At 71.1% G+C, this 24,093-nt stretch carries 20 protein-coding genes; 14 read left to right on the plus strand and 6 right to left on the minus strand.

The window, feature by feature from the left end; all coding sequences use genetic code 11:
• The first annotated feature begins 254 nt into the window (after positions 1 to 254).
• The 6 genes from ACYQ1K_RS06790 (at position 255) to ACYQ1K_RS06815 (ending at position 7,566) form a co-directional block, all read left to right on the plus strand.
• Complete coding sequence (locus tag ACYQ1K_RS06790; RefSeq protein WP_459982067.1) at positions 255 to 1,214, plus strand: hypothetical protein; 960 nt, start codon at positions 255 to 257, stop codon at positions 1,212 to 1,214.
• 116 nt (positions 1,215 to 1,330) lie between these two features.
• Positions 1,331 to 2,674, plus strand: coding sequence for a class I SAM-dependent RNA methyltransferase (locus ACYQ1K_RS06795; RefSeq protein ID WP_459982068.1), 1,344 nt, complete (start codon positions 1,331 to 1,333; stop codon positions 2,672 to 2,674).
• Between the two features lie 590 nt (positions 2,675 to 3,264).
• Positions 3,265 to 6,099 carry an aconitate hydratase gene (locus ACYQ1K_RS06800; protein ID WP_459982069.1) on the plus strand — a complete coding sequence of 945 codons (2,835 nt, stop codon included), beginning with the start codon at positions 3,265 to 3,267 and terminating at the stop codon, positions 6,097 to 6,099.
• 79 nt (positions 6,100 to 6,178) lie between these two features.
• The gene (locus ACYQ1K_RS06805; RefSeq protein WP_459982070.1) at positions 6,179 to 6,478 is read left to right on the plus strand and encodes a thiamine-binding protein; all 300 of its coding nucleotides are present in this window, start codon (positions 6,179 to 6,181) and stop codon (positions 6,476 to 6,478) included.
• Positions 6,471 to 7,133 (plus strand): thioredoxin-like domain-containing protein, encoded by a 663-nt coding sequence (locus tag ACYQ1K_RS06810; protein WP_459982071.1) that lies wholly within the window; start codon positions 6,471 to 6,473, stop codon positions 7,131 to 7,133. Before ACYQ1K_RS06805 ends, ACYQ1K_RS06810 begins: the two co-directional genes overlap by 8 nt.
• A gap of 28 nt (positions 7,134 to 7,161) precedes the next feature.
• A complete protein-coding gene (locus ACYQ1K_RS06815) occupies positions 7,162 to 7,566 on the plus strand; it encodes a secondary thiamine-phosphate synthase enzyme YjbQ (protein WP_459982072.1) in 405 nt (134 codons plus the stop codon).
• Between the two features lie 2 nt (positions 7,567 to 7,568).
• On the opposite strand, the gene ACYQ1K_RS06820 is transcribed toward ACYQ1K_RS06815, so the two are convergent.
• Positions 7,569 to 7,772, minus strand: coding sequence for a hypothetical protein (locus tag ACYQ1K_RS06820; RefSeq protein ID WP_459982073.1), 204 nt, complete (start codon positions 7,770 to 7,772; stop codon positions 7,569 to 7,571).
• 65 nt (positions 7,773 to 7,837) lie between these two features.
• Here ACYQ1K_RS06820 and dxs point away from each other — a divergent pair, with 65 nt between their 5' ends.
• From dxs to ACYQ1K_RS06840, 4 genes are all read left to right on the plus strand, one after another.
• Complete coding sequence (gene dxs, locus ACYQ1K_RS06825) at positions 7,838 to 9,721, plus strand: 1-deoxy-D-xylulose-5-phosphate synthase (protein ID WP_459982074.1); 1,884 nt, start codon at positions 7,838 to 7,840, stop codon at positions 9,719 to 9,721.
• Between the two features lie 63 nt (positions 9,722 to 9,784).
• Positions 9,785 to 11,275 carry an APC family permease gene (locus ACYQ1K_RS06830; protein WP_459982075.1) on the plus strand — a complete coding sequence of 497 codons (1,491 nt, stop codon included), beginning with the start codon at positions 9,785 to 9,787 and terminating at the stop codon, positions 11,273 to 11,275.
• Positions 11,276 to 11,434: 159 nt separating this feature from the next.
• Positions 11,435 to 12,391: a proteasome assembly chaperone family protein gene (locus ACYQ1K_RS06835; RefSeq protein WP_459982076.1), complete on the plus strand. Its 957-nt coding sequence runs from the start codon at positions 11,435 to 11,437 to the stop codon at positions 12,389 to 12,391.
• On the plus strand, positions 12,388 to 13,278 hold the full coding sequence (locus tag ACYQ1K_RS06840; RefSeq protein ID WP_459982077.1) for an acyl-CoA thioesterase: 891 nt from the start codon (positions 12,388 to 12,390) through the stop codon (positions 13,276 to 13,278). The genes ACYQ1K_RS06835 and ACYQ1K_RS06840 overlap by 4 nt, the downstream gene beginning before the upstream one ends.
• A gap of 43 nt (positions 13,279 to 13,321) precedes the next feature.
• Here the strand turns inward: ACYQ1K_RS06840 and ACYQ1K_RS06845 are convergent, their stop codons facing one another.
• Complete coding sequence (locus tag ACYQ1K_RS06845; RefSeq protein WP_459982078.1) at positions 13,322 to 14,200, minus strand: MaoC family dehydratase; 879 nt, start codon at positions 14,198 to 14,200, stop codon at positions 13,322 to 13,324.
• Between the two features lies 1 nt (position 14,201).
• Positions 14,202 to 15,536 (minus strand): 3-oxoacyl-ACP reductase, encoded by a 1,335-nt coding sequence (locus tag ACYQ1K_RS06850; protein WP_459982079.1) that lies wholly within the window; start codon positions 15,534 to 15,536, stop codon positions 14,202 to 14,204.
• Positions 15,537 to 15,678: 142 nt separating this feature from the next.
• Here ACYQ1K_RS06850 and ACYQ1K_RS06855 point away from each other — a divergent pair, with 142 nt between their 5' ends.
• On the plus strand, positions 15,679 to 16,971 hold the full coding sequence (locus tag ACYQ1K_RS06855) for an acetyl-CoA C-acetyltransferase (protein ID WP_459982080.1): 1,293 nt from the start codon (positions 15,679 to 15,681) through the stop codon (positions 16,969 to 16,971).
• A 75-nt stretch (positions 16,972 to 17,046) separates the two neighbouring features.
• Entirely contained in the window at positions 17,047 to 18,429 is a 1,383-nt protein-coding gene (locus tag ACYQ1K_RS06860; RefSeq protein WP_459982081.1) for a serine/threonine-protein kinase, read from the plus strand.
• A 367-nt stretch (positions 18,430 to 18,796) separates the two neighbouring features.
• On the opposite strand, the gene ACYQ1K_RS06865 is transcribed toward ACYQ1K_RS06860, so the two are convergent.
• Positions 18,797 to 19,477, minus strand: coding sequence for a TetR/AcrR family transcriptional regulator (locus tag ACYQ1K_RS06865; RefSeq protein ID WP_459982082.1), 681 nt, complete (start codon positions 19,475 to 19,477; stop codon positions 18,797 to 18,799).
• 133 nt (positions 19,478 to 19,610) lie between these two features.
• Here ACYQ1K_RS06865 and ACYQ1K_RS06870 point away from each other — a divergent pair, with 133 nt between their 5' ends.
• Positions 19,611 to 20,024: a histone-like nucleoid-structuring protein Lsr2 gene (locus tag ACYQ1K_RS06870; protein ID WP_459982083.1), complete on the plus strand. Its 414-nt coding sequence runs from the start codon at positions 19,611 to 19,613 to the stop codon at positions 20,022 to 20,024.
• A gap of 196 nt (positions 20,025 to 20,220) precedes the next feature.
• Here the strand turns inward: ACYQ1K_RS06870 and ACYQ1K_RS06875 are convergent, their stop codons facing one another.
• Entirely contained in the window at positions 20,221 to 21,732 is a 1,512-nt protein-coding gene (locus ACYQ1K_RS06875; RefSeq protein WP_459982084.1) for an ATP-dependent DNA ligase, read from the minus strand.
• 141 nt (positions 21,733 to 21,873) lie between these two features.
• On the opposite strand from ACYQ1K_RS06875, the gene ACYQ1K_RS06880 reads away from it, so the two are divergent.
• On the plus strand, positions 21,874 to 22,797 hold the full coding sequence (locus tag ACYQ1K_RS06880) for a DNA-3-methyladenine glycosylase family protein (RefSeq protein ID WP_459982085.1): 924 nt from the start codon (positions 21,874 to 21,876) through the stop codon (positions 22,795 to 22,797).
• Positions 22,798 to 22,804: 7 nt separating this feature from the next.
• Here ACYQ1K_RS06880 and ACYQ1K_RS06885 read toward each other — a convergent pair whose 3' ends face one another.
• Entirely contained in the window at positions 22,805 to 24,049 is a 1,245-nt protein-coding gene (locus ACYQ1K_RS06885; protein WP_459982086.1) for a phospholipase D-like domain-containing protein, read from the minus strand.
• Between the last annotated feature and the right edge of the window lie 44 nt (positions 24,050 to 24,093).

Here is a 24,093-nt window from a genome sequence, read left to right on the forward strand (position 1 = left end):
CCGGACGGCGCTGGGCCGCGGAGGTCGGCGCTGGTCGGGGCATCCCCGGAGGATGGTGGGGAGATGCCACTCATCGGGCGTCTCAGGGTGGCACCTGCCAACCATGGCCGGCGGCACCATGTCTGGTGGATCGGGCCGGATGGGAGACGGACGCGGGACCGGCTCGCGCTCACACACAGGCGTCTGGCGGTGCTTCTCCACCGCACGCGTTCCGGTCGACGAGGGTTGGTCCGTGCCGGCGCGACGGTGGTGCGATGACCGAGGAGAGACCGCCCGACCCCCGCCGGCGGGGGAAGGCCTGGACCACGGTGGGCCACGGAGTTCGCGTGCCGAGCGGCCTGACCGGTCGTCCAGCGATGCTCGCCGAGCTCGCCGCATGGCAACCCGTGCTCCCGGCGAGCGCCGTGTGGACGGGACTGACGGGGGCCCAGGTGCACGGCCTGTGGATGCCGACGGTCCCGGCTGGGACGCCGTTGTTCGCGGCGGCCGGCCGCGTGCCGGGGGAGGTCCTGCCGGTCCGGAGCCGACTCGCCGTGAGCCGCCACACCACCGAACCCTTTGCGTTGACGGTGGACGGGGTGCGGGTGGCGCCCGTCGTCGATTGCATCGTGGCGGCCGCTCGTCTCCTTCCGGTCCTCGACCTCGTCGTCCTGATCGACTCCGCGCTGCACCAGGGCACGTGCACCCTCGCCGATCTCGTCGCAGCAGCGGCGAGGCGACGGCACGGCGCGCCGGCCACGCGGGCCGCGCTCATGCTGGCAGACGGTCGGTCGGAGTCTGCCTGGGAGACGCTCCTGCGCCTTCTCCACGTCGTCTGCGGGATCGCCGTTGAGGCGCAGGTGGAGCTGCTCGACGAGTACGGCTCCTTCTTCGCCCGGGCCGATCTGCGAGTGTCCGGCACCAGCTTGCTGCAGGAGTACGACGGCGCTCAGCACCGGGATGCCGCTGAGCAGCGGAAGGACCTGCGACGCGCGCGGCGGATCGCCGACATCGACATGGTGCGCCGTGGGTACGTCGCTCCCGACCTGTTGCAGCACGCGCACCTGGTGCTTCGAGCGGCAGACGAGGCCCTTCGACGTCCGAGACCGACGGACCCCGGCCCGTGGCTCCGCCTCGTCGCCGGCTCGCTCTACACCCCGGCTGGGCAGCGGGCATTCCTCGAGCGTGTCCGGCGGATGTGGACCCATCTGCGGATCCCCGGAGCGTCCGAGTAGTGGTTGGCAGATGCCAGTCCCGGGCCCACCGCAACTGGCATCTGCCAACCACGATCGGCGCGGCCCTGGGCTGCACAGGCCATCGGGGCCCGGACGAGGTCTGGCAGGCTGAGGTCGTGACGAGCCGACCCCGCAGACCACCTCGTCGGGCGAGAACCAAGCAGCCGCGGGGCCGCTCCCGCGTCGGCGAGCGGTTCGAGGTCGAGGTCGGCCCGATCGCGCACGGCGGCCACGCCGTGGCACGGGTGCCGACCGGCGGGGTGCAGGGGCCGACGGGCGGGGTGCGGGAGCGGACGGGCGGGGTGCGGGAGCGGACGGGCGGGGTGCCGGGGCCGACCGGCCAGCTGTCGGGGCCGACCGGCCAGGTGTCGGGGCCGACCGGCCCGGGGCCGACCGGTGAGCCTGTCGACGAGCGCACTGCCCCGGAGGCGCCGGAGATGCGGGTGGTCTTCGTGCGCCACGCGCTGCCGGGGGAGCGCGTCGTCATCGAGATCACCGAGGGCACCGATGGCGACCGGTTCTGGCGCGCCGACGCGGTCGAGGTCCTCATGCCCTCGCCGGACCGGGTCACCCCGCCGTGTCCCTACGCCGGCCCCGGCAAGTGCGGCGGCTGCGACTTCCAGCACGTCTCCGTGGGTGCCCAGCGAGACCTCAAAGCCACAGTGCTGCGCGAGCAGCTGGTCAGACTGGCCCGGCTCGACGCCGACGACCCGCTGCTCGAGACCCGAGTCGAAGCGGTGCCGGGTGACGAGGAGGGTCTGCGCTGGCGCACGCGGCAGGCCTACGCCCGCACGCCCGACGGCGCCCGCGCGATGCGGCTGCACCGGTCCCACGACGTGATCGAGGTCGACGACTGCCTGATCGCGCGGACCGACGCGCGCGAGCCTGCTCCGGGCGCGGTGACCGAGACTGTCCTCGGGCGCGACTTCACCGTTGCCGCGGACGGCTTCTGGCAGGTCCACCCGGGTGCGCCGGCGACGCTCGTGACGGCCGTGCTGGAGATGCTCGACCCGCGGCCGGGGGAGTCGGTCCTGGACCTGTATGCCGGCGTCGGGCTCTTCGCCGCGCTCATCGCCGACCGGGTCGGCCCCGACGGGCGGGTCCTCGCCATCGAAGGGGACCGACGCGCGAGCGAGCTGTTCCACGCCAACGTCCCGACCGCCGAGGTCACGGCTGGCGACGTCGGGCATGTCCTCGCGACGTCGTCCGCCGCTCCCGTCGACCTCGTCGTGCTCGACCCGCCCCGCGAGGGTGCGCGGAGGGCGGTGGTCGAGCAGGTCGTCGCCCGCACGCCGCGCGCCGTCGCCTACGTCGCGTGCGACCCCGCCGCGCTGGCACGCGACGTCGCGATCTTCGCTGAGCACGGCTATGGGCTCGTGGCTCTGCGGGCCTTCGACCTGTTCCCGATGACGCACCACCTCGAGTGCGTCGCGCTGCTCGTGTCGGCGCGGGGGCGTTGAAGCAGCGCCCCGCGCCGAGCGTCGAGCGCCGAGGGCCCAGGGCCGAGCGAGGAGCGAATGGCCGGAGCCCAGAGCCCGGAGCCCCGAGCCCAGAGGGTCGAGCGCGGAGGGTCGAGCGCGGAGGGCCGAGCGCGGAGGCCCGAGCGCGGAGCGGCGGGCATGAGCCGGGCCCTTCGCTGCGCCGGAATCGCGCGACACGCCGGCAAGTCTGGGCGTGTCGCGTGGATCTGGCGCAGCGAATGGCCGGAGCCCGGGCCCGGAGGAGCCCCGAGGCCCGAGCCCAGAGGCCCCGAGAGCCCCGAGGCCCGAGCCCAGAGAGCCCCGAGGCCCGAGCCCGGAGGCCCGGAGGCCCCGAGAGCCCGGGCCCCGCGCCCAGAGGCCCCGAGGCGCGCAACGGCCGCGCAACGGCCCCGGCCGTGAACGTCCAGCCCGCTCTCGCGCCTTCCCCTCGACATCATGTATCTTGACATCGAGACAAAGGTAAGATCAGAGCAAGGCAAGCCTTACTTCCATGTCCGCTGACGGGCGCGGCAGGATGGATGAGGACGTTGCTCGCGCAGACTCATGACTGCAGACCCCTGACTGAGGAGATGACGGCGTTGGCCAGCAAGGACAGCTTCGGTGCGAAGAGCATCTTGGACGTGGACGGCACGTCCTACGAGATCTTCCGGCTCGACGCGGTGTCGGGGGAGGGCCTCGACGTCGCCAGCCTTCCCTACAGCCTCAAGGTCCTCCTGGAGAACCTCCTGCGCACCGAGGACGGCGCCGACATCACGGCGGACGACATCAAGGCGCTGGCCGGCTGGGACGAGACCGCGCAGCCCGACAAGGAGATCCAGTTCACGCCGGCGCGCGTGATCATGCAGGACTTCACGGGTGTCCCGTGCATCGTCGACCTGGCCACCCTGCGAGAGGCCGCAGCCGAGCTGGGAGGCGACGCCTCGAAGATCAACCCGCTCGCTCCGGCCGAGATGGTCATCGACCACTCCGTCATCGCGGAGGCGTTCGGCACCCCGGAGGCGTTCGCCCGCAACGTCGAGATCGAATACGACCGCAACAAGGAGCGCTACCAGTTCCTGCGCTGGGGCCAGACCGCGTTCGACGACTTCAAGGTCGTCCCGCCGGGCACCGGCATCGTCCACCAGGTCAACATCGAGCACCTCGCCCGCACGGTCTTCACCCGGGAGGTCGACGGCAGCCTCCAGGCCTACCCTGACACCTGCGTCGGCACCGACTCCCACACCACGATGGTCAACGGCCTCGGCGTCCTCGGCTTCGGCGTGGGTGGCATCGAGGCCGAGGCGGCTCTGCTCGGCCAGCCGGTGAGCATGCTCATCCCGCGCGTCGTGGGCTTCAAGCTCCATGGCGACCTGCCCGAGGGCTCCACCGCGACCGACCTCGTGCTGACGATCACCGAGATGCTGCGCAAGCACGGCGTGGTCGGCAAGTTCGTCGAGTTCTACGGCGCCGGCGTGACCGCGCTCCCGCTGGCCAACCGTGCCACGATCGGCAACATGAGCCCCGAGTTCGGCTCGACCATTGCGATCTTCCCGATCGACGACGAGACGATCAGCTACCTCAAGCTCACCGGCCGCAGCGAGCAGCAGCTCAAGCTCGTCGAGGCCTACGCCAAGGAGCAGGGTCTCTGGCACGACCCCGACGCCGAGCCCCGCTTCTCCGAGCAGCTCGAGCTCGACCTGTCGACGATCGTCCCGTCGATCGCCGGCCCGAAGCGCCCGCAGGACCGGGTCGCGCTGACCGACGCGAAGACGGCCTTCCGCGGCGCGCTCGTCGACTACGCCGGCGACGTGCAGGACACCCAGGGCTACGACGAGGCCGTGGAGGAGTCCTTCCCCGGCAGCGACGCGCCGTCCTACTCCGGCACGAACGGGTCGTCCGCTCCCGACAACCACCTCTCGGCCGCGCCGAAGGACGGCGGCCGCGCGAGCAACCCGGTCGAGGTCGCCCTCGAGGACGGGTCGCGGTTCGTCCTGGACCACGGCGCCGTCACGATCGCCTCGATCACCTCGTGCACCAACACCTCCAACCCGTCGGTCATGCTCGGCGCCGCCCTGCTGGCGAAGAAGGCCGTCGAGAAGGGCCTCACCCGCAAGCCGTGGGTCAAGACGACGCTGGCGCCCGGCTCCCAGGTGGTCAGCGACTACTACGACAAGGCCGGCCTGACGCCGTACCTCGAGAAGCTCGGCTTCAACCTCGTCGGCTACGGCTGCGTGACCTGCATCGGCAACTCGGGCCCGCTGATCCCCGAGGTCTCCGCCGCCGTGCAGGAGAACGACCTGGCCGTTGTCTCGGTCCTCTCCGGCAACCGCAACTTCGAGGGCCGGATCAACCCCGACATCAAGATGAACTACCTGGCGTCGCCGCCACTGGTCATCGCCTACGCGCTGGCCGGCACGATGGACATCGACCTGTTCAACGATGCGCTGGGCACCGACGCGGACGGGAACGACGTCTTCCTCAAGGACATCTGGCCCTCGCCGGCCGAGGTCGAGGAGGTCATCGGGCAGGCGATCGCCTCGGACATGTTCGCGAAGGGCTACGCCGACGTCTTCGCCGGCGACGAGCGCTGGCAGAACCTGCCCACGCCCACCGGTGACACGTTCACGTGGGACGAGGATTCCACCTACGTCCGCAAGGCGCCCTACTTCGACGGCATGGACAAGACCCCGTCCCCGGTCACCGACATCGAGGGCGCCCGGGTGCTGCTCAAGCTCGGCGACTCGGTCACCACCGACCACATCAGCCCGGCGGGCAACATCAAGAAGGACTCGCCCGCGGGCCAGTACCTCACCGAGCACGGCGTCGAGCAGCGCGACTTCAACTCCTACGGCTCGCGCCGAGGCAACCACGAGGTCATGATCCGCGGCACGTTCGCCAACATCCGCCTGCGCAACCAGGTCGCGCCGGGCACCGAGGGCGGCTACACCCGCGACTTCACCCAGGCGGACGCGCCGGTGTCGTTCATCTACGACGCCTCGCAGAACTACCAGGCCGCCGGCACGCCTCTGGTCGTCCTGGCCGGCAAGGAGTACGGCTCGGGCTCCTCGCGCGACTGGGCCGCCAAGGGCACCGCTCTCCTGGGCGTCAAGGCGGTCATCGCCGAGTCGTATGAGCGCATCCACCGCTCGAACCTCATCGGCATGGGTGTCCTCCCGCTGCAGTTCCCCGAGGGGCAGAACGCCGACTCGCTCGGTCTGACCGGCGAGGAGACCTTCGCCATCACCGGCGTCACCGAGCTCAACGAGGGCCGCACGCCGAAGACAGTGAAGGTGAAGGCCAGCCCTGAGAACGGGCAGAGCGTGGAGTTCGACGCGGTCGTCCGCATCGACACCCCCGGCGAGGCGAACTACTACCGCAACGGCGGCATCCTGCAGTTCGTCCTGCGCAACCTGCTCAACGGCTGACCCAGCCGGATCGACCCAGCCTGATCCGCACGCCCCGGCCGCATCTCGCGGCCGGGGCGTGCTGGCCTATCCTCGGCGCATGCTGGTCGCCTTCTCCATCGCCCCCGCCACCTCCGACGACACCGGTGGCGTCGCGGAGGCCGTCGCCGCCGCCGTGAAGGTCGTCCGAGACTCGGGGCTGCCCAACGAGACCAACGCGATGTTCACCAACATCGAGGGGGAGTGGGAGGAGGTGATGGCGGTCCTCAAGCAGGCCGTCGACGCCGTCTCGGCGTACTCCTCCCGCGTGAGCCTCGTCCTCAAGGCCGACATCCGGCCCGGACACACAGGACAGATGACGGCCAAGGTCGAGCGGGTGGAGCGAGCGCTGGGTGAGTGACTCCTCGGCCAGCGAGCCCTGGGTGGCCGAGCTCGGCGTCGCGTCGGTCGTCTCGATGGGCCCGAGCGGACCGCCCCCGAACCGGCGCCGGACCGTCATCATCGCCGTCATCACGGTGGCCGTCATGCTCGTCGCGGGGGCCGCGGCCCTGCCCATGCTGACGAAGCAGGAGCCGCGCGGCGCCCGGAGCACCGGCCTGGCGGCCGTGCGGTCCTACGGCGGCCTCAGCGTCCAGCACACCGACGACGACGTCCGCTACCCGACGAGCCCGCCGGTCGGCGGACCGCACGACCCCGTCTGGCTCGAGTGCGGTGCCTACGACCAGCCGCTGCGCAACGAGAACGCGGTGCACGACCTCGAGCACGGTGCCGTGTGGATCGCCTACGGCCCGGGCCTGCGCGCGTCCGACGTGCGCAAGCTGAAGGCCGAGCTCCCGCAGAACGGCATCATGGCGCCGTACCCCGACCTCCCCGCCCCCGTCGTCGTCACCGTCTGGGGCCGACAGCTGCGCCTCGAGGGGGCGGGCGACGACCGCCTCGGCCTCTTCATCGCGGCCTACGGCCACGGCGAGACCGCTCCGGAGCCTGGGGCGTCGTGTGCGGGCGGCAGCCGCGACCCGCAGGGCGGCCATGAGCCTGCGGGCACCCAGGTCTGACGCATGACCCGCGTCCTACGATCGCGGCATGGACTCCGAGACGCGCTCGTTCCGCACCGGCAGCCGCCAGGTCGTCCTCGACGTCACCGGTGACGCCGCGGACTTCGCGTCCCGTCGCGGTGACGGGCTGCTCCATGTCTTCGTGCCGCACGCGACGGCCGGGATCGCCATCATCGAGACCGGTGCCGGAAGCGACGACGACCTGCTGGCGGCGCTCGAGGAGCTCCTCCCCACCGACGACCGCTGGCGGCACCGCCATGGCAGCCGGGGGCACGGCCGCTCGCACGTGATGCCCGCGCTGGTGCCGCCGTACGCCACCGTGCCCGTGCTGGATGGCCGCCTCGCGCTCGGGACCTGGCAGTCGATCTGCCTCGTCGACCTCAACGTCGACAACGAGACCCGCGAGGTGCGCTTCAGCTTCCTCGCGGGCTGAGGTCAGCGGCGGCGACCGAGGGTCCAGTACGCCGCCGAGCCGGCGGTGTTCGCGCTCCCGACGATCCGCCACAGCCACTTCGGCCCGCGCACCTTGTCGGCCGGCCGACGTGACAGGTCGCGCCAGGTGAGCAGCGCGACGACGAGCTGGACGGCGACAGCCGCGCCGACGACGCGCCGCTGTTGCGGGGTCAGGTTCTTCGCCATGTCGTCAGTCTGCCGCACCGTTCGCCGATGCGTGCTCCGAGGGACCAGGCGGTAACCTCGCGGCTATGGCTCTTCTCGACCAGGTCGCGTCCCCACGCGACCTCGACGGCCTGAGTGAGGGCGAGCTCACCGCGCTCGCAGCGGAGATCCGCGACCTCCTCGTGACGACGACCGCGATGACGGGCGGTCACCTCGGTCCCAATCTCGGCGTCGTCGAGCTGACCCTGGCGATCCACCGCGTCTTCGACTCTCCTCGTGACCGGATCGTCTTCGACACTGGCCACCAGGCCTACGTGCACAAGATGCTCACCGGTCGGGCGAGAGCGTTCGGCGGCCTACGGCAGGAGGGCGGCCTCTCCGGCTACCCGAGCCAGGCCGAGTCGCCCCACGACATCGTCGAGAACTCGCACGCCTCGACCTCGCTGAGCTACGCCGACGGGCTCGCGAAGGCCTACGCCATCCGCGGCGAGGACCGGCACGTGGTGGCGGTGATCGGCGACGGCGCGCTCACCGGCGGCATGGCGTGGGAGGCGCTCAACAACATCGCGGTCGCCAGGAGCTCCCGCCTGGTGATCGTGGTCAACGACAACGGCCGCTCCTACACGCCCACCGTCGGCGGCCTCGCCACGGCGCTCACCAGCCTGCGCACCAACCCGCGCTACGAGCGCGTGCTGGAGATGATCAAGCGCCGCCTCCCGGCTCTCCCAGGCGGCGCGGCCACCTACGACGTGCTGCACGCCGTCAAGAAGGGCCTCAAGGACGCCGTCGCGCCCCAAGGCCTCTTCGAGGACCTCGGTCTCAAGTACGTCGGCCCCGTCGACGGCCACGACCGCGCCGCCGTCGAGCAGGCGCTCCGGCAGGCCAAGGGCTTCGGCGGCCCGGTCATCGTGCACGCGATCACCCGCAAGGGCTACGGCTACGACGCCGCGGAGCGTCACGAGGCCGATCAGTTCCACAGCCCGGGCCCCTTCGACGTCCACACCGGCGACGAGCACCCGAAGGCGCGGATCTGGACCGACATCTTCGCCGACCAGATCGTCCACATCGGCGAGCGGCGTCCCGACGTCGTCGGCATCACCGCCGCGATGATGCATCCCGTCGGCCTCCACCACTTCCAGGCCCGCTTCCCCGAGCGGACCTTCGACGTCGGCATCGCCGAGCAGCACGCGGCGACGTCCGCCGCTGGCCTGGCACTCGGGGGGATGCACCCGGTCGTGGCCGTCTACGCGACGTTCCTCAACCGCGCCTTCGACCAGGTGCTGATGGACTGCGCGCTGCACCGGGCGGGCGTCACCTTCGTGCTCGACCGCTCCGGCGTCACCGGCGACGACGGCGCGTCGCACAACGGCATGTGGGACCTGTCGGTCCTCCAGGTGGTGCCGGGTCTGCGCATCGCGGCGCCACGCGACGGCGCCCGGTTGCGCGAGCTCCTCGACGAGGCCGTCGAGGTCGCCGACGCGCCGACCGTCGTCCGCTTCCCGAAGGGCCCGCCGCCCGACGACATCGCGGCCGTCGCCACCGCCGGCTCTGCCGACGTGCTGGTGCGCACCGGCACGAAGGACGTCCTCGTCGTCGCGGTCGGCGCCACGGCTGAGATCGCCGTCGGCGTCGCCGATCGGCTCGTCGCCCAGGGCCTCGGCGTCACGGTCGTCGACCCCCGCTGGGTCAAGCCGCTCGACGAGGCGCTGGTGGACCTCGCTGCCGAGCACCGGCTCGTCGTCACGATCGAGGACAACGGCGTCGTCGGCGGCGTGGGCGCGGTGTTCCTGCAGCAGCTCGCGGCTGCCCGCGTGACGACGCCGGTGCGGATCCACGGCATCCCGCAGCAGTTCCTCGGCCACGCCAAGCGGGGCAAGATCCTCGAGCGGATCGGGCTGACGCCCCAGGCGATCGCGCTCGGCGTCGTCGAGGAGCTCGCCGAGCAGCAGCCGGCGCCGATCGAGAGCTGATCGGGCCGAACACCGGCAGCGCACGGCCGTTTGACGCCGCCACCGGCGGGGAAGTGTTCCGCCATGGACGTTCTCAGGACCAAGTCGGTCGAGCAGTCGCTCCAGGACACCGACGACCCGGAGTTCCAGCTCAAGCGCAAGCTGAGCGCGATCGACCTCACGGTCTTCGGCATCGGAGTCATCATCGGGGCCGGCATCTTCACCCTCACCGGCAAGGCCGCGGCGCAGTACGCCGGCCCGGGCGTGGTCTTCTCCTTCGTGCTGGCCGGCATCTGCTGCGGACTCGCGGCGCTCTGCTACGCCGAGTTCGCCTCGACGGTGCCGGTCTCGGGGTCGGCGTACACGTTCTCCTATGCCACCCTCGGTGAGCTGATCGCCTGGATCATCGGCTGGGACCTCGTGCTCGAGCTCATGCTCGGCGCCTCGGTGGTCGCTCAAGGGTGGAGCACCTACTTCGTGACGTTCCTCGACGAGATCGGGCTGGGCTGGCCCGACTCGATCGGTCCCGTCGACGCTGCGCACTTCTCCTGGGGCCACGTCAACGTGCCAGCCCTGCTGCTCGTCGTGCTGCTGACCGCGCTGGTGGCCGTCGGCATCAAGGAGTCACTGCGCGTGAACCTCGTCCTGGTCGGCATCAAGCTGTTCATCGTCCTCTTCGTGATCATCGCCGGGCTGTTCTACGTCTCGGGCGCCAACTATCACCCGTTCGTACCACCGCGCGCCGGACCGGTGGACGCCAGCGGGCTGGCGCAGCCCCTCATCCAGTGGGCGTTCGGGCTGCAGCCGCAGACCTACGGCGTCCTCGGCATCATCTCGGCCGCCTCGGTGGTGTTCTTCGCCTACATCGGCTTCGACGTCGTCGCCACCACCGCCGAGGAGGCCCGCAACCCGCAGCGCGACCTGCCCCGCGGCATCATCGGCTCGCTCGTCATCTGCACGGTGCTCTACGTCGCCGTCGCGCTCGTCATCACCGGCATGGTGCGCTACGACAAGATCGACACCCAGGCCGCACTGGCCAGCGCCTTCCGCGACGTCGGCCGCGACGGCTTCGCGACCCTGATCGCCGCCGGCGCGGTGGCCGGTCTGACGACGGTCGTGATGACCCTCATCATCGGGGCGATCCGCGTGCTGTTCGCGATGAGCCGCGATGCGCTGCTGCCGCACCGGTTCGGGCGCACGAGCCCACGGACCGGGACGCCCGTGCGGATCACGCTGACGGTCGGTGCGCTGGTGGCGGCCGTCGCGGCGTTGACGCCGATCGAGAAGCTGGAGGAGATGGTCAACATCGGGACCCTGACCGCCTTCGCGCTCGTCTCGATCGCCGTGCCGGTGCTGCGCCGGACACGTCCCGAGCTCGAGCGACCCTTCCGTGTGCCGCTCAGCCCGTGGCTGCCGATCCTGGCGGCGCTGATCTGCGTCTACCTCGCGCTCAACCTCAGCCTGGAGACGTGGGTGCGGTTCGTCGTGTGGATGGTCATCGGCTTCGTGCTCTACTTCAGCTACGGCTACCGACGCAGCCGGGTCGGTCGACAGGTGGCCGCTGAGCGCGTCTGAGTGCCGCCACCGAGCGCGTCTGAGACGGCGGGGGAATATCGTGGACCCGCGGCGTGCTGCGCTGGAGCCATGTGGAACATCTTCAGACGCCGCGACGAGGCTGGGCACCCGCCCCAGCCTCGTGAGACGACAGCGATCGACCGGACGGGGGAGCACCGAGTGGCGAAGTCGAAGCTCGTGCACATCGTCGACCAGGTGCCGGCGCTGGACGAGCACGAGGGACCCCTCGTCATGGTGCAGGTGCTCGACGGCTTCCTCGACGCCGGCAACGCGGCGGTGCGAGCCGCCCAGCACCTGGTCCAGACCTCGGTCTCGGCACCGGTGGTCGCGACCTTCGACGTCGACGCGTTCCACGACTACCGGGCCCGGCGGCCCCCCGTCACCTTCGCGCGCGACCACTACGAGGACTACGAGACGCCTCGACTGGTGGTCCGGCTGCTGCACGACGCCGGCGGGACGCCGTACCTCCTGCTCCACGGGCCCGAGCCCGACAACCGGTGGGAGGCGTTCGCACGGGCGGTGCGCGACGTCGTCGAGCGCTTCGACGTCGACCGGGTGATCAGCCTGGGCTCGGTGCCGATGGCGGTGCCCCACACGCGACCCATGACCCTGACCCATCACGCCAACAAGCCTGAGCTGGTGACCGTCGAGAGCCCGTGGACAGGCGAGCTCCGGGTGCCCTCCAGCGCCCAGGTGCTCGTCGAGCTGCGCCTCGGCGAGTGGGACCGTGCCGCGCAGGGCTTCGTCGCCCACATCCCGCACTACCTCGCCCAGCTGGACTACCCGCACGCGTCGGTGGCGCTGCTCGAGCAGGTCGAGCTCGCCGGCAGGCTGACGATCGACCTCTCCAGGCTGCGTCAGGAGGCGGCCGAGCGTGACGCGGAGATCACCGGCTACCTCGAGTCGAACGCCGAGGTGGCGGAGGTCGTGCACGCCCTCGAGCGGCAGTACGACGCCTTCGCCCGTGCCGAGGACTCCGGCACCAATCTGCTCGCGCCCAACCAGCCGCTGCCGACCGGCGAGGAGCTCGGTCGCGAGTTCGAGCGCTTCCTCGCCGGTCTCGACGACAACCCCGGCGGCGACGCCGGAAGCGACCCTGACAGGCCCCGCGAGTGAGCGAGAGCGTCACCGGGCTCGACAGCGACGCAGCGGTCAAGGCGCTCGTCGACGTCCTGGAGCTCGAGGTCATCGATGACGACCTGTTCCGCGGCCACTCCGAGGACAACGGCCGCGGCCGCTCGTTCGGCGGCCTCGTCGCCGCGCAGGCCCTCATGGCGGGGGTGCGCTCGGTGCCCGAGGAGTTCTTCGTGCACTCGATGCACTCCTACTTCCTGCTGCCCGGCGACCCGACGACGTCGATCGTCTACGACGTCGAGGCGATCCGCGACGGGCGGTCGTTCCTCACCCGACGCATCGTGGCCCGTCAGCACGGCCGGCCGATCTTCTACATGACGGCCAACTTCCACAAGGACGAGGAGGGCTTCGAGCATCAGGATGTGATGCCGGACGTCCTGCCCCCGGAGCAAGGACTCGATGTCCTGGCACACCTGCGCAGCCGAAGCGACGTCGAGGGCCAGCGGCTCGCGCGCGAGTGGGCGGCGATGGAGGCGCGCGCGGTCGGGCACTCGCTGAAGGGCGGCCTCGAGCCGGACCCCGCCCACCCCTCCCGGCAGCGGGTGTGGATCAAGATCAACGGCCCGCTGCCCGACGAGCCGCACATCCAGCTCGGCGCGTTCACGTGGGCGAGCGACATGTCCCTCCTCGGCGCCTCGCTCGCCGCGCACACGCTCGACCACGAGGGCGTCCAGATGGCCTCCTTGGACCACACCATCTGGTTCCACCGTCCCTTCCGCGCGGACGAGTGGTGGCTCTACGACCAGGTCTCGCCGTCCGCACAGGGCGGCCGAGGCCTGGCCATCGGCCGCGTGTTCACGCAGGACGGCATGCTCGCCGCCACCGTGGCGCAGGAGGGCATCATCCGCCCCTGGCGCGACGCGCGCTGACCGGCGGGGGCTCTGGCGCGCCCTCGGTGCGTCCCGGGTCCTCCTACAGCGACGTCGTGCGGCCGACGAGGTGCACCGTCTCCGAGCCCGGCTTCGTCAGGGTGAAGCCGTAGCCGTCCTCGAACGGCTCCACGCCGAACGCGATCCTCCCCGGCAGGAAGACCGGCTTGCGGAACGCGACGTCGACCCGCACGGCGTCCGGCAGCCGGTTCTCGAGCGCGGCGACCGACCGTGCCAACGTCCACATCCCGTGCGCGATCTGCCGGCGGAAGCCGAGCGCCCTCGCGGTCAGGGGCAAGAGGTGGATCGGGTTGTAGTCGCCCGACACCGCCGCATACCGGCGACCGAGGTCGGCCGGAAGCCTCCACTCGATGCTGCCCGGCGAGACCGCGGGCAGCTGCGCTCTGCGACTCGCACCGGGGTCCCCCTTGCCTCGGCGCAGGTAGGTCGAGGTCGACTCCCAGACTGGAGCTCCTGCTGCCAGGATGGTCGAGACGAAGTCGAAGGTCTGGCCCTTCGGGTGCGGCGACGCGGGGCCCACCGAAGCGGTGACGTCGAGGGTCTCGCCGACCGCGACCGCGCGGTGCCGGGTGATCGAGTTCTCCAGGTGCACCATGCCCATCGCGGCTGCCGGAAATGCCGCGTCCGTCATCAGCGCCATGTGCAGGCCGAAGGCGAGCAGGTGCGGATAGGTCAGCGGCACGACATCCTTGGCGGGGAACCCGCAGACTGCGGCGTACGCCTCCACGTGAGCCCGCTCGAGCTCCACCGGGGGTCGGGTGAGGCTCAGCCCGTCGAACCGACCCCCGCTCTTGCGTATGCCGGGCAGCGACCCGATGCCCGGGACCGAGGGCAGCGCGGCCTTGAGGAGCGTGCCCAGGCCGCTGTCGCCACTGACGACCCGGGTCTCGGTGACCGTCATCTCAGGCGCCCAGCATCATCTGGCCGCAGACGCGGACGACGTTGCCGTTGACGGCGGTGGAGGCCGGGTCGGCGAACCAGGCGATGGTCTCGGCGACATCGACCGGGAGCCCGCCCTGCGCCATCGCGTTGAGGCGCTGACCGACCTCGCGGGTGGCGAACGGCAGCGCCGCGGTCATCTGCGTCACGATGAAGCCGGGAGCGACCGCATTGATCGTGATGCCGTCGGTCAGGTCCCCGGCGAGCGAGTCGACGAGCCCGATCACCCCCGCCTTCGAGGCGGCGTAGTTCGTCTGGCCGACGTTGCCGGCGATGCCCGCGATCGACGCGACGCCGACGATGCGCCCGTTGGGCCGAAGGAGGTGCTGAGCGAGCAGCTCTCGCGTGATCCTCTCCGGAGCCACGACGTTGACGGCGATCACCGACTCCCAGCGTTCAGCCGACATGTTCGCCAGCCTCTTGTCTCGGGTGATGCCCGCGTTGTGGACGACGACGTCCACCCCGCCGTGCTTGTCCTTCAGGTGCTGGGCGATGCGCTGCGGTGCGTCGGGAGCCGTGATGTCGAGGGTGAGCCAGTCGCCGTCGAGCTCGCCCATGAGTGTCACGAGTCCATCTGCGGCCTGAGGGACGTCCACACCGACGACCGTCGCGCCGTCCCGATGCAGGACGCGCGCGATCTGCTCGCCGATCCCGCGGCTGGCACCGGTCACCAGGGCGACCTTGCCGGTGAGGGGCCGTGAGAAGTCGGCAACCGGCTCGGCGCTGCTGGCTCCCTGGACGCCGACCCGCACGACCTGCCCGGACACGTAGGCCGACTTGGGCGAGAGCAGGAAGGCCAGCGTCGAGGTCGCCGCCGCCTCAGCACCCGTCGCGACATAGACGAGCTGGACCGTGCCGCCGCGTCCGATCTCCTTGCCGAGGCTGCGAGTGAAGCCCTCGAGGGCGCGCTGAGCGATCCGCTCCTCGCCCGTGACCTGCTCGGGCGGTGTGCCGATGACCACGACGTGCGGGCAGATCTCCAGCGAGCGCAGGACGGGGGTGAAGAACGCGCGGAGGGCCTCGAGCTGCTCGGGGGCGGTGAGGCCGGTGGCGTCGAAGACGAGGCCCTTGTAGCGCGTGCCGTCGCCGTGGGCGTCCGTGGTCTCGATCCCGCGCGTGCTCAGCTGGCTCGCGAGCGCGCCGGCGAGGCGGCCTCGACCGCCGAGGAGCACGGTGCCCTCCACGAGCGGGTCGCCTGCGGCGTAGCGCTCGAGCGCGACAGGGCTCGGCAGGCCCAGGCTCTTCACGAGGAGCCGGCCGAAGGGGCTCTGGGTGAAGCTCACGTACTTGTCGCTCATGTCCGTCCTTCGCGTCGCACGGGCCGTCGGGGCAGAGGCTGCTCTCCGATAGATGTAACTAGATGTGTAACTGAGTGTCCATATTTCGTGATGTCCCTGACATACCCTTCTCTGCGTTGGTGGGCGGGGCAAGGATGTGGGCATGACTGCTTCCACCGGTCCGGCCCCACGTCGCGTCGCCGTGCTCGGCGGCAACCGAATCCCGTTCGCCCGCTCCAACGGCGCCTACGCGACCGCCTCGAACCAGGACATGCTCACCGCTGCACTCGACGGGCTGGTCGCCCGCTTCGGCCTGGAGGGGGAGCGACTCGGTGAGGTCGCCGGGGGTGCGGTCCTCAAGCACAGCCGCGACTTCAACCTGGTCCGCGAGGTCGTGCTCGGCAGCAGGCTGGCGCCCGAGACGCCCGGCGTCGACCTTCAGCAGGCGTGCGGCACCGGGCTGCAGGCGATCACCTACATCGCCAACAAGATCACCCTCGGCCAGATCGACGCCGGCGTCGGCGGCGGCGTCGACACCACATCGGATGCGCCGATCTCGCTATCGGAGAGGCTGCGCAAGAAGCTCATCCGACTCAACAACGCGAAGTCGGCCAAGGACCGGCTGGCGGTGCTGGCGTCGGTCCGTCCCGGCGACATCGGCCTCGACATCCCGTCGAACGGTGAGCCGCGGACGCGACTGTCGATGGGGGAGCACCAGGCGCTCACAGCGGTGGAGTGGCAGATCCCGCGGGAGGCGCAGGACGAGCTCGCGGTCGCCTCCCACCAGCACCTCGCCGCGTCCTACGACGAAGGCTGGCAGGACGACCTCGTCACTCCCTACCGCGGACTCGAACGCGACAACAACCTCCGTGCCGACTCCTCAGTGGAGAGGCTCGCCACACTCAAGCCGGTCTTCGGGAAGGGCGCGGCCGCCACCATGACGGCCGGCAACTCCACGCCGCTGACGGACGGCGCCTCGACGGTGCTGCTCTCCTCGGAGGACTGGGCGGCCGCGCGTGGCATCGCGCCGCTGGCGTGGTTCGTGGATGCCGAGACGGCGGCGGTCGACTTCGTGCACGGGCGCGAGGGACTGCTGATGGCGCCGGCGTACGCCGTCCCCCGGCTCCTCGCCCGTCACGGACTGACGCTGCAGGACTTCGACTACTACGAGATCCATGAGGCGTTCGCCTCGCAGGTCCTCTCGACGCTGAAGGCGTGGGAGGACCCTGTGTTCTGCAAGGAGCGCCTCGGGCTCGACGCCCCGCTCGGCTCGATCGACCGCACCAAGCTCAACGTCAAGGGCTCCTCGCTCGCTGCGGGCCACCCGTTCGCTGCGACCGGAGGGCGGATCGTCGCCAACGCCGCGAAGCTGCTGGCGGCCCGCGGCGAGGGGCGAGCCCTGATCTCGGTGTGCGCGGCCGGGGGGCAGGGAGTCGTGGCGATCCTGGAGCGCTGAGGCCGGTCGGGTGGTGCTCGGCGGTCGCTGCGGGTGCGCGTTCATGACGGTGGGAGCCCGGGTACAGGCCTGCTCGTGAGGGACGTGGAGGGGGCGCTCGTCGCCGGCCGCTATGAGCTGCGGGATCAGATCGGTGCCGGAGGGTCGGGTGCCGTCTTCCGCGCCCATGACCGGGTGCTGGACCGCGAGGTCGCCGTCAAGCGGATGCACGCTGGGGCCGACGAGGACGCCCGTGCCCGCCTCCGAGTCGAGGCTCGACTCTCTGCGCTGCTCGCACATCCGGGGATCGCTCGGGTGCACGACTTCGGCGAGGAGGGTGAGGGGAGCGACGCCGATCCCTACCTCGTCATGGAGTACGTCGACGGTGTCCCACTGCGCGACCTGCTGGCCCAGGAGGGACCGATGGCGCCCGAGCGCGTCATGGGCATCGTGGCGCAGCTGGCCGACGCCCTCCAGGTCGCGCACGACGTCGGCATCATCCATCGCGATGTGAAGCCGAGCAACGTGCTCGTCCGGCCGGACGGCACCGTCACCCTCATCGACTTCGGCATCGCCCGCGGGCATGACGTCGACCCGCTCACGTTGACGGGCACGATCGTCGGCACGGTCGACTACATCAGCCCCGAGCAGGCCGGGGGGACGGGTGCGACGCCGCTCTCCGACCTCTATGCCCTGGGGCTGGTGGCCTACGAGTGCCTCACCGGCATCCGTCCGCTCCGCCGCGACTCGCAGGTCGCCACCCTGGTGGCGCACCTGACCCACGACGTCCCTGCCCTGCCGCGCACCATCCCAGAGCCGGTGCGCGTCCTCGTGCATCGGCTGACAGCCCGCGATCCTCGCCGTCGAACCGCGGACGCCGCGACGACGGCCCGCCTGGCACGCGCGGCGATGGTCGCCGTGTCAGCGCCGGCGCGAGAGCCGGCCGCAGCCCCGACCCTGGCGACGCTGGCGATCAGGCCCGTGCCCTGGAGCTCGGGTGCGGCGGCGTCGGCTGTGGGGTCAGCTGCGGGGTCGGCTGCGGGGTCCGCTGCGGGGGCGGTTGCGGCGTCGTCCGGGCGCTTGCCCTGGCGCTCGCCGATTGGCTCGGCCTGGCTCGGTCGGCGGCCAGTGCATGCGGTCCTGCTGCCGGTAGCCGCTGCTGCGGCACTCGCGGTAGGCCTCCTCCTCGCCGATGGGGACGGGCCGCCTCCGGTGGCCGCTCGTGCCGATGCGGCGTCGGCAGCGTCGGCAGCGTCGACGGCGTCGGTCGACGCCACTACGGCTCTCAGTCGGGGGAGCGCCCAGCCGGCTTCCCCGACGCCCACACCGGTAGCCACACCCACGGCGGTCCGTTCGGCTTCTGCTGTCGCCCACCGGCCGGCTCGGCGGGCGACGCAGGGTCACCGCGCGAAGCGGCACGAGCACAAGGCACACCCGCCCAAGGAACACGGAAAGGGCCACCCCAAGGCGCATCGCTAGGCACGTCTCGACGCTCCTCTTCCAGCGCGGTGCCGTCGCACTCCGTCGCCCGCCATCGCTTGCCGAAGAGGGCAGGCGTACGCCGGCCGTCGGTTGTCGCGGGCTGTCGCAGGGCCGTCGCGGGCCGTCGGTTGTCGGTGGCCTGGCGTGGGCCTGTCGGGGGCCTGTCGGAGGAGCCTGTCGCCGGGCTGTCGACGGGCTGTCGCCGGCGCGGGCTGTCGTTTTGTCGTCCGCCGTCGGTGGCACTTCCAGGTCACAGTCAATCGACTGTCGCCTGGAAGCGCTGCTGCGCGCCACCGGGACGCGCGGCGGCTGCTGGGGCGGCCTCCTGCACGACCCCCGCACGCTCAGCGGAAACCACCGGCGCTCAGCGGGTCACGGCGAGCGCTGACCGGACGAGGTAGTCGCGGACCTGCTCGACGGAGACCTCGCCGACCGTCGGGACTCCCGGCGCGGACTCGGTGACGAGGATGCCGACGCGGGAGAGCTGAAGGGCACCGAGCCCACTGGCATAGAGGGTGTTCGCGAGCAGGGTCGGATCGGCGACGTCGAAGACGCCCTCCGCGTTCCCGTCCTCCAGGATGCCGACCAGAATGGACAGGCATCCCGTCATCGCCCGCCCCAGCCGCAGCAGCGCATGCTCGGAGATCTCACCGAGCAGCTCGGTCCAGCTCTGGCGCATCAGGGCCTGCGCACAGTCGGCGAAGGCGGGATGCTCCACGCCGTACCCGACGAAGGCGCCCACGGCGGCCGTCAGGCGGTCCGGTGCTCCGCTGGCGGCCCCCTGCGCGGCGCTGAGGCGCTCGCGCAGCTCGTCGAGATACTCCACGAGGGTGAGCGCGAAGATCTCCTCCTTGCCGGTGAAGTGGCGATAGACGATGGCACGGTTGATCCCCACCGCGCGGGCGATGTCCTCGATCTGAGCGTCGCGCACGCCCCGCTCGTCGAAGAGCCGGCGCGTCGCCGCGATGATCTCGCTCTCCCGTGCACGCCTGCGAATGGCCGCCGCCGTTCGCCGTCCGTCGGTCTCGCGGGAGCTGGTCGTCATGCGCACAGCGTACGGGTCGTGCAACTGAGAGTTACGGGTCAGGGGCGACGCCATTCCGTCTGGTGACGTTCAGCCACGGTAAGCGGCGAGAATGGCAAGAGAATCATGCGTCGGAATTCCGTTGGAGTCCTCGGTGGCAATCAACCTGCGCCCCATTCCCGAAAGCGGCGCTAAGGTAGGCACGCTCCGCTTCACTCCTGCTCCGAAAGGGCCCGCCATGGCTCAGCGCGTGCATGTTCTCCTCGAAGACGACCTTGACGGATCCGAGGCCGTCGAGACTATTTCCTTTGCTCTCGATGGCAAGTCCTACGAGATCGATCTCAACAAGAGAAACGCTGCGAAGCTGCGCAAGGCGCTCGACCCGTTCGTCGCCGCGGGCCGCAAGGCCGGCCGCCCCACTGGCGGTCGGCGGCAGGCTGCAGCCGCTGCCCCGCAAGGCAACAGTGCACAGGAAATCCGCGCCTGGGCCCGAAGCAATGGCTATGACGTGCCTGACCGAGGTCGTATCCCGTCCCATGTTCGTCAGGCGTTCGAGTCTGCTCACTGATCACGGGACGGTTTCGGCACCGGGAATGCATTCCGGGGTCGGCCCAAGCAACGCCGCGACGGCGCCTCGGGTTTATCGCCACGGAGAATTCTCGCATCCGCCCATTCGGGCCACGACGGCGATCGAGAGGTGCGCCTTTGCTGCCCGGAATCGCTTCGACGTCGCCGCGATCTCGCATGTCCCGGGTGCGGGCCGGTCATCCGCCGACCATCGCCTTGACGGTCTCGATCGTGTCGGCCTCGTCCGCCGACTTGTCGTCGCGATAGCGGACCACTCGGGCGAAGCGCAGCGCCAGCCCACCCGGATATCGCGTGGAGCGCTGAAGACCGTCGAACGCGATCTCGACGACCTGCTCCGGGCGGAGCTCGACGACCCAGCCCGAGGTGCCGTCGATCGCGAGCTCGCTGAACCGCTCGGTCTGCCAACGCAGCATCTCGTCGGTCATCCCCTTGAAGGTCTTGCCGAGCATCACGAACCCGCCGGTCTCGGGATCGCGGGCGCCGAGGTGGATGTTCGAGAGCCACCCGCGCCGCCGCCCCGAACCCCATTCGACAGCCAGGACGACGAGGTCGAGGGTGTGGACGGGCTTGACCTTGATCCAGCCGGAGCCGCGTCGCCCCGCCTCCCAGGTGGCATCCAGGCTCTTGACCACGACACCCTCGTGCCCCTCGTGGAGCACCTGCGCTGCGAAGTCCTCTGCCTCACCCGGATCCGCGGTCACCACACGCGCCGCTCGATGCTGCTCGGGGACGAGGCTGTCGAGGACGGTGAGGCGCTCGACCAACGGCTCGTCGAGGAGGTCGCGCCCGTCGAGATGCAGGACGTCGAAGAAGAACGCCGAGACGTGCACCCCCGAGCCGCTTCGTGTCGCCGTGCGTGACGCCGTCTCCTGGAAGGGTCGCGGGCGGCCGTCGTCGCCGATCGAGATCGCCTCGCCGTCGAGCACGACTCGATCGGCCGGCAGCGCTCGGACGAGGTCGACGACTTCGGGCAGTCGCTCGGTGATGTCCTCGAGGGTCCGGGTCGCCACGATGACCTCGTCGCCGGCTCGATGCACCTGGATGCGGATGCCGTCGAGCTTGGTGTCCACCGCGACCGCGCCGCCCACCTTGGCGAGGGCCTCGCTCACCGTCGGCGCGCTCGAGGCCAGCATGGGCAGGACGGGCCGGCCGACGTCGAGACCGACCTCGGCGAGCGCCTCCTCGCCGGCGAAGGCCCGCGCGGCGATCGCCACGGTCGAGCCGGCCAGCATCGCAGCCCGGCGTACGGCGTCCAGCGGCACCTCCGCCGCCGCGGCGAGCCCCTCCTGCACGAGGGAGTCCAGTGCGCCCTGCCGGACCTCGCCCGTGACGACGCCGCGCAGCCACGTCTGCTCTTCGGCGGTCGCCCTGCCGAAGAGGTCGCCGACCGCTGTCGCCCGCATCGCGGCGGAGCCCGGGCCGGCCAGGACCGAGATGTGCTCGAAGGCCGCATGGACGTCGGTCACGGTCAGCGTGGCCACCGCGGCTGGGGTAGGCATGGTCGCCAGCGAGCGCCAGCCGAGCCCGGTCCGTCGCTGCAGCAAGGACCCGGCCAGGTAGGAGGTGACGATCTCGAGCTCATCGGGGCTTGCCGTCGCCAGGCGCTCCGCCAGCGCGGTCGCCTTCGCCTTGCGCGAGCGGGTCGCGGCCACGGCGGCGGAGGTGGAGACCACATCGGAGAGCTGCACCAGGCCAGTGAACACCGCCGCACCGACACCCGGCACCGACACGCGCCGCCGAGCCAGGTGCGGACACCCGGCCCAGCCCCGTCGCCCCGACCGCCGCGGGTGGTTCGGTCGGCGTCGGCGACGTGACGTACGGTCGCAGGCGTGACGGAGCCGAGCCTGACGCGCGAGTGGCGTCTGGAGCACCCGGTCGTCCTCGGTCGCATGCTGCTCGGCCGCCGTCGAGGAGCGGGGGACCCGACGTACCGGCTGGAGGGCGTGGGCGCGAGGGCCCGGCACTGGCGCGGGCTGCGCACGCCGGACGGACCCGCCACGCTCGTCCTCCACCACGATCGCGACGGCATCGTGCACGGGCAGGCGTGGGGCCCCGGTGCGCGCTGGTCGCTGGACTCGGTGCCGGGCCTGCTCGGGCAGCTCGACGACCCTGCCGGGTTCGAGCCCGACGACCCGCTCCTGGCCGAGCTGACCCGGCTCCACGGAGCGGTGCGCATCGGCGCGAGCGGCCTGGTGATGGAGTCGCTGGTCCCCGCCATCATCGAGCAGAAGGTCACCGGGCAGGAGGCGTTCGCGGGCTTCCGGCGCCTCGTGCGCCGGTACGGCGAACGCGCGCCCGGTCCACACGAGCAGCTGTTCGTCCAGCCGGCGGCAGCGACCCTCGTGACGATCCCCTCCTGGGAGTGGCTGCGCATGCCGGTCGACCCGGCCCGGTCACGTGCGGTGGTGACCGTCGCCCGGGTCGCGGACAGCCTCGAGCGCACCATCGGCCTGGCTGGCGACGAGGTCGAGCGCCGGCTGACGAGCCTGCCCGGCATCGGGGTCTGGACGGCCGCCGAGGTGCGGCAACGCGCTCACGGAGATCCCGACGCCGTCAGCTTCGGCGACTACCACGTCGCGAAGGACATGGGCTGGGCCGTGGAGGGTCGCACCTGGGACGACGAGGAGCTGGCCGCCTTCCTCGCGCCGTACCGGCCCCATCGCGGCCGGGTGGTCACCTTGCTCTATCTCGCCCGTGGGCAGCGCCCTCGCCGCGGGCCGCGGATGGCCCCGCGCACCCACCTGCCTCGCTAGACGGGCGTCAGAGCAGCGGGCGCAGCGGGCGCAGGACGAGCTCGGTGAACTTGCGGTGCACGTCGCGCGCCTCCCACTCGTGGCGAGTCAGCTCGAGCGAGTTGGAGGCGTCCAGCTCGAAGATCTCCTCCTGCACGGCGGCGAGCGACTCGTCGATCACCTCGACGTTGATCTCGTAGTTGCCGGTGAGGCTCAGCCGGTCGATGTTGGCGGTGCCGATCGTGACCCAGGTGCCGTCGACGGTGGCGGCCTTGGCGTGGATCATGGCGCCGGTGAAGCGGAAGATCCGCACGCCCGCCTCGAGCAGCTGCGAGAAGTAGCCGCGCGAGATCCAGTCCGTGACCACGTGGTTGGACTTCAGCGGGATCAGGAGGCGCACGTCGACCCCGCGGTTGGCCGCGTCCTTGAGCGCGTCGACGAAGTCCTGGTCGGGCAGGAAGTAGGCCGTGGTCAGGTAGATGTTCGTCGACGCCCGCGCGATCGCCTCCAGGTACATCGACCGGATGGGGAACATCCACAGCCGCGGCACGTTGCGATGGAAGCGGATGCACGGCTCCCAGACCGACGACGTCTCCAGCAGCAGCGGCCGTTCGTTGCCTCGGAAGCGCTTGCGCCGGTTGAGGTTCCAGAAGTCGGCGAACGCCCGCTTGAGGTCCCAGACGCCGGGGCCGGTGATCCGGACGTGGGTGTCGCGCCACTCGGTCGCATAGGCCGAGCCGATGTTGTAGCCGCCGACGAACCCGACGGCGTCGTCGACGACCAGGATCTTGCGGTGGTCGCGGCCGTAGCGGGTGAAGTCGAAGAAGCGCCAGCCAGCGGCGTACACGGGGAAGCGCAGGACCTTCACTGACGGTGGGAAGCGCTTGAACTGGGGCGGCACGACCAGGTTGCCGAAGCTGTCGAAGATCACGTAGACGTCGACGCCTCGCTCGGCGGCGGCGATGAGCGCGCGCTTGAAGCGCTCGCCGACGAGGTCGCCCTTCCACAGGTAGGTCTCGAAGAGGATCTGGCGCTGGGCGCTGTTGATCGCAGCGAGCATGTCGTCGTACAGGTCCTGGCCGAACGTGTACGTCGTGATCTCGCCCTCGCCGACCGTGGTCGTGCGGGGCTTGGTGGTGGGGAACGGCCGCGGACGGCGACCGCGGCTGCGGTAGGCGTCGACGAGGCTCATCACGACCGCGAGGCCGACCGGCACCCCGAAGAACGTCAGCAGCGTGCGACGCACCCAGGTCCACCACGGTCCGCCGCGCATCACACGCTCAATGTAGCGAGTCGGGGCCAGCGGGCCGGCGTCGC

This window comes from Nocardioides sp. AN3 (assembly GCF_054653495.1).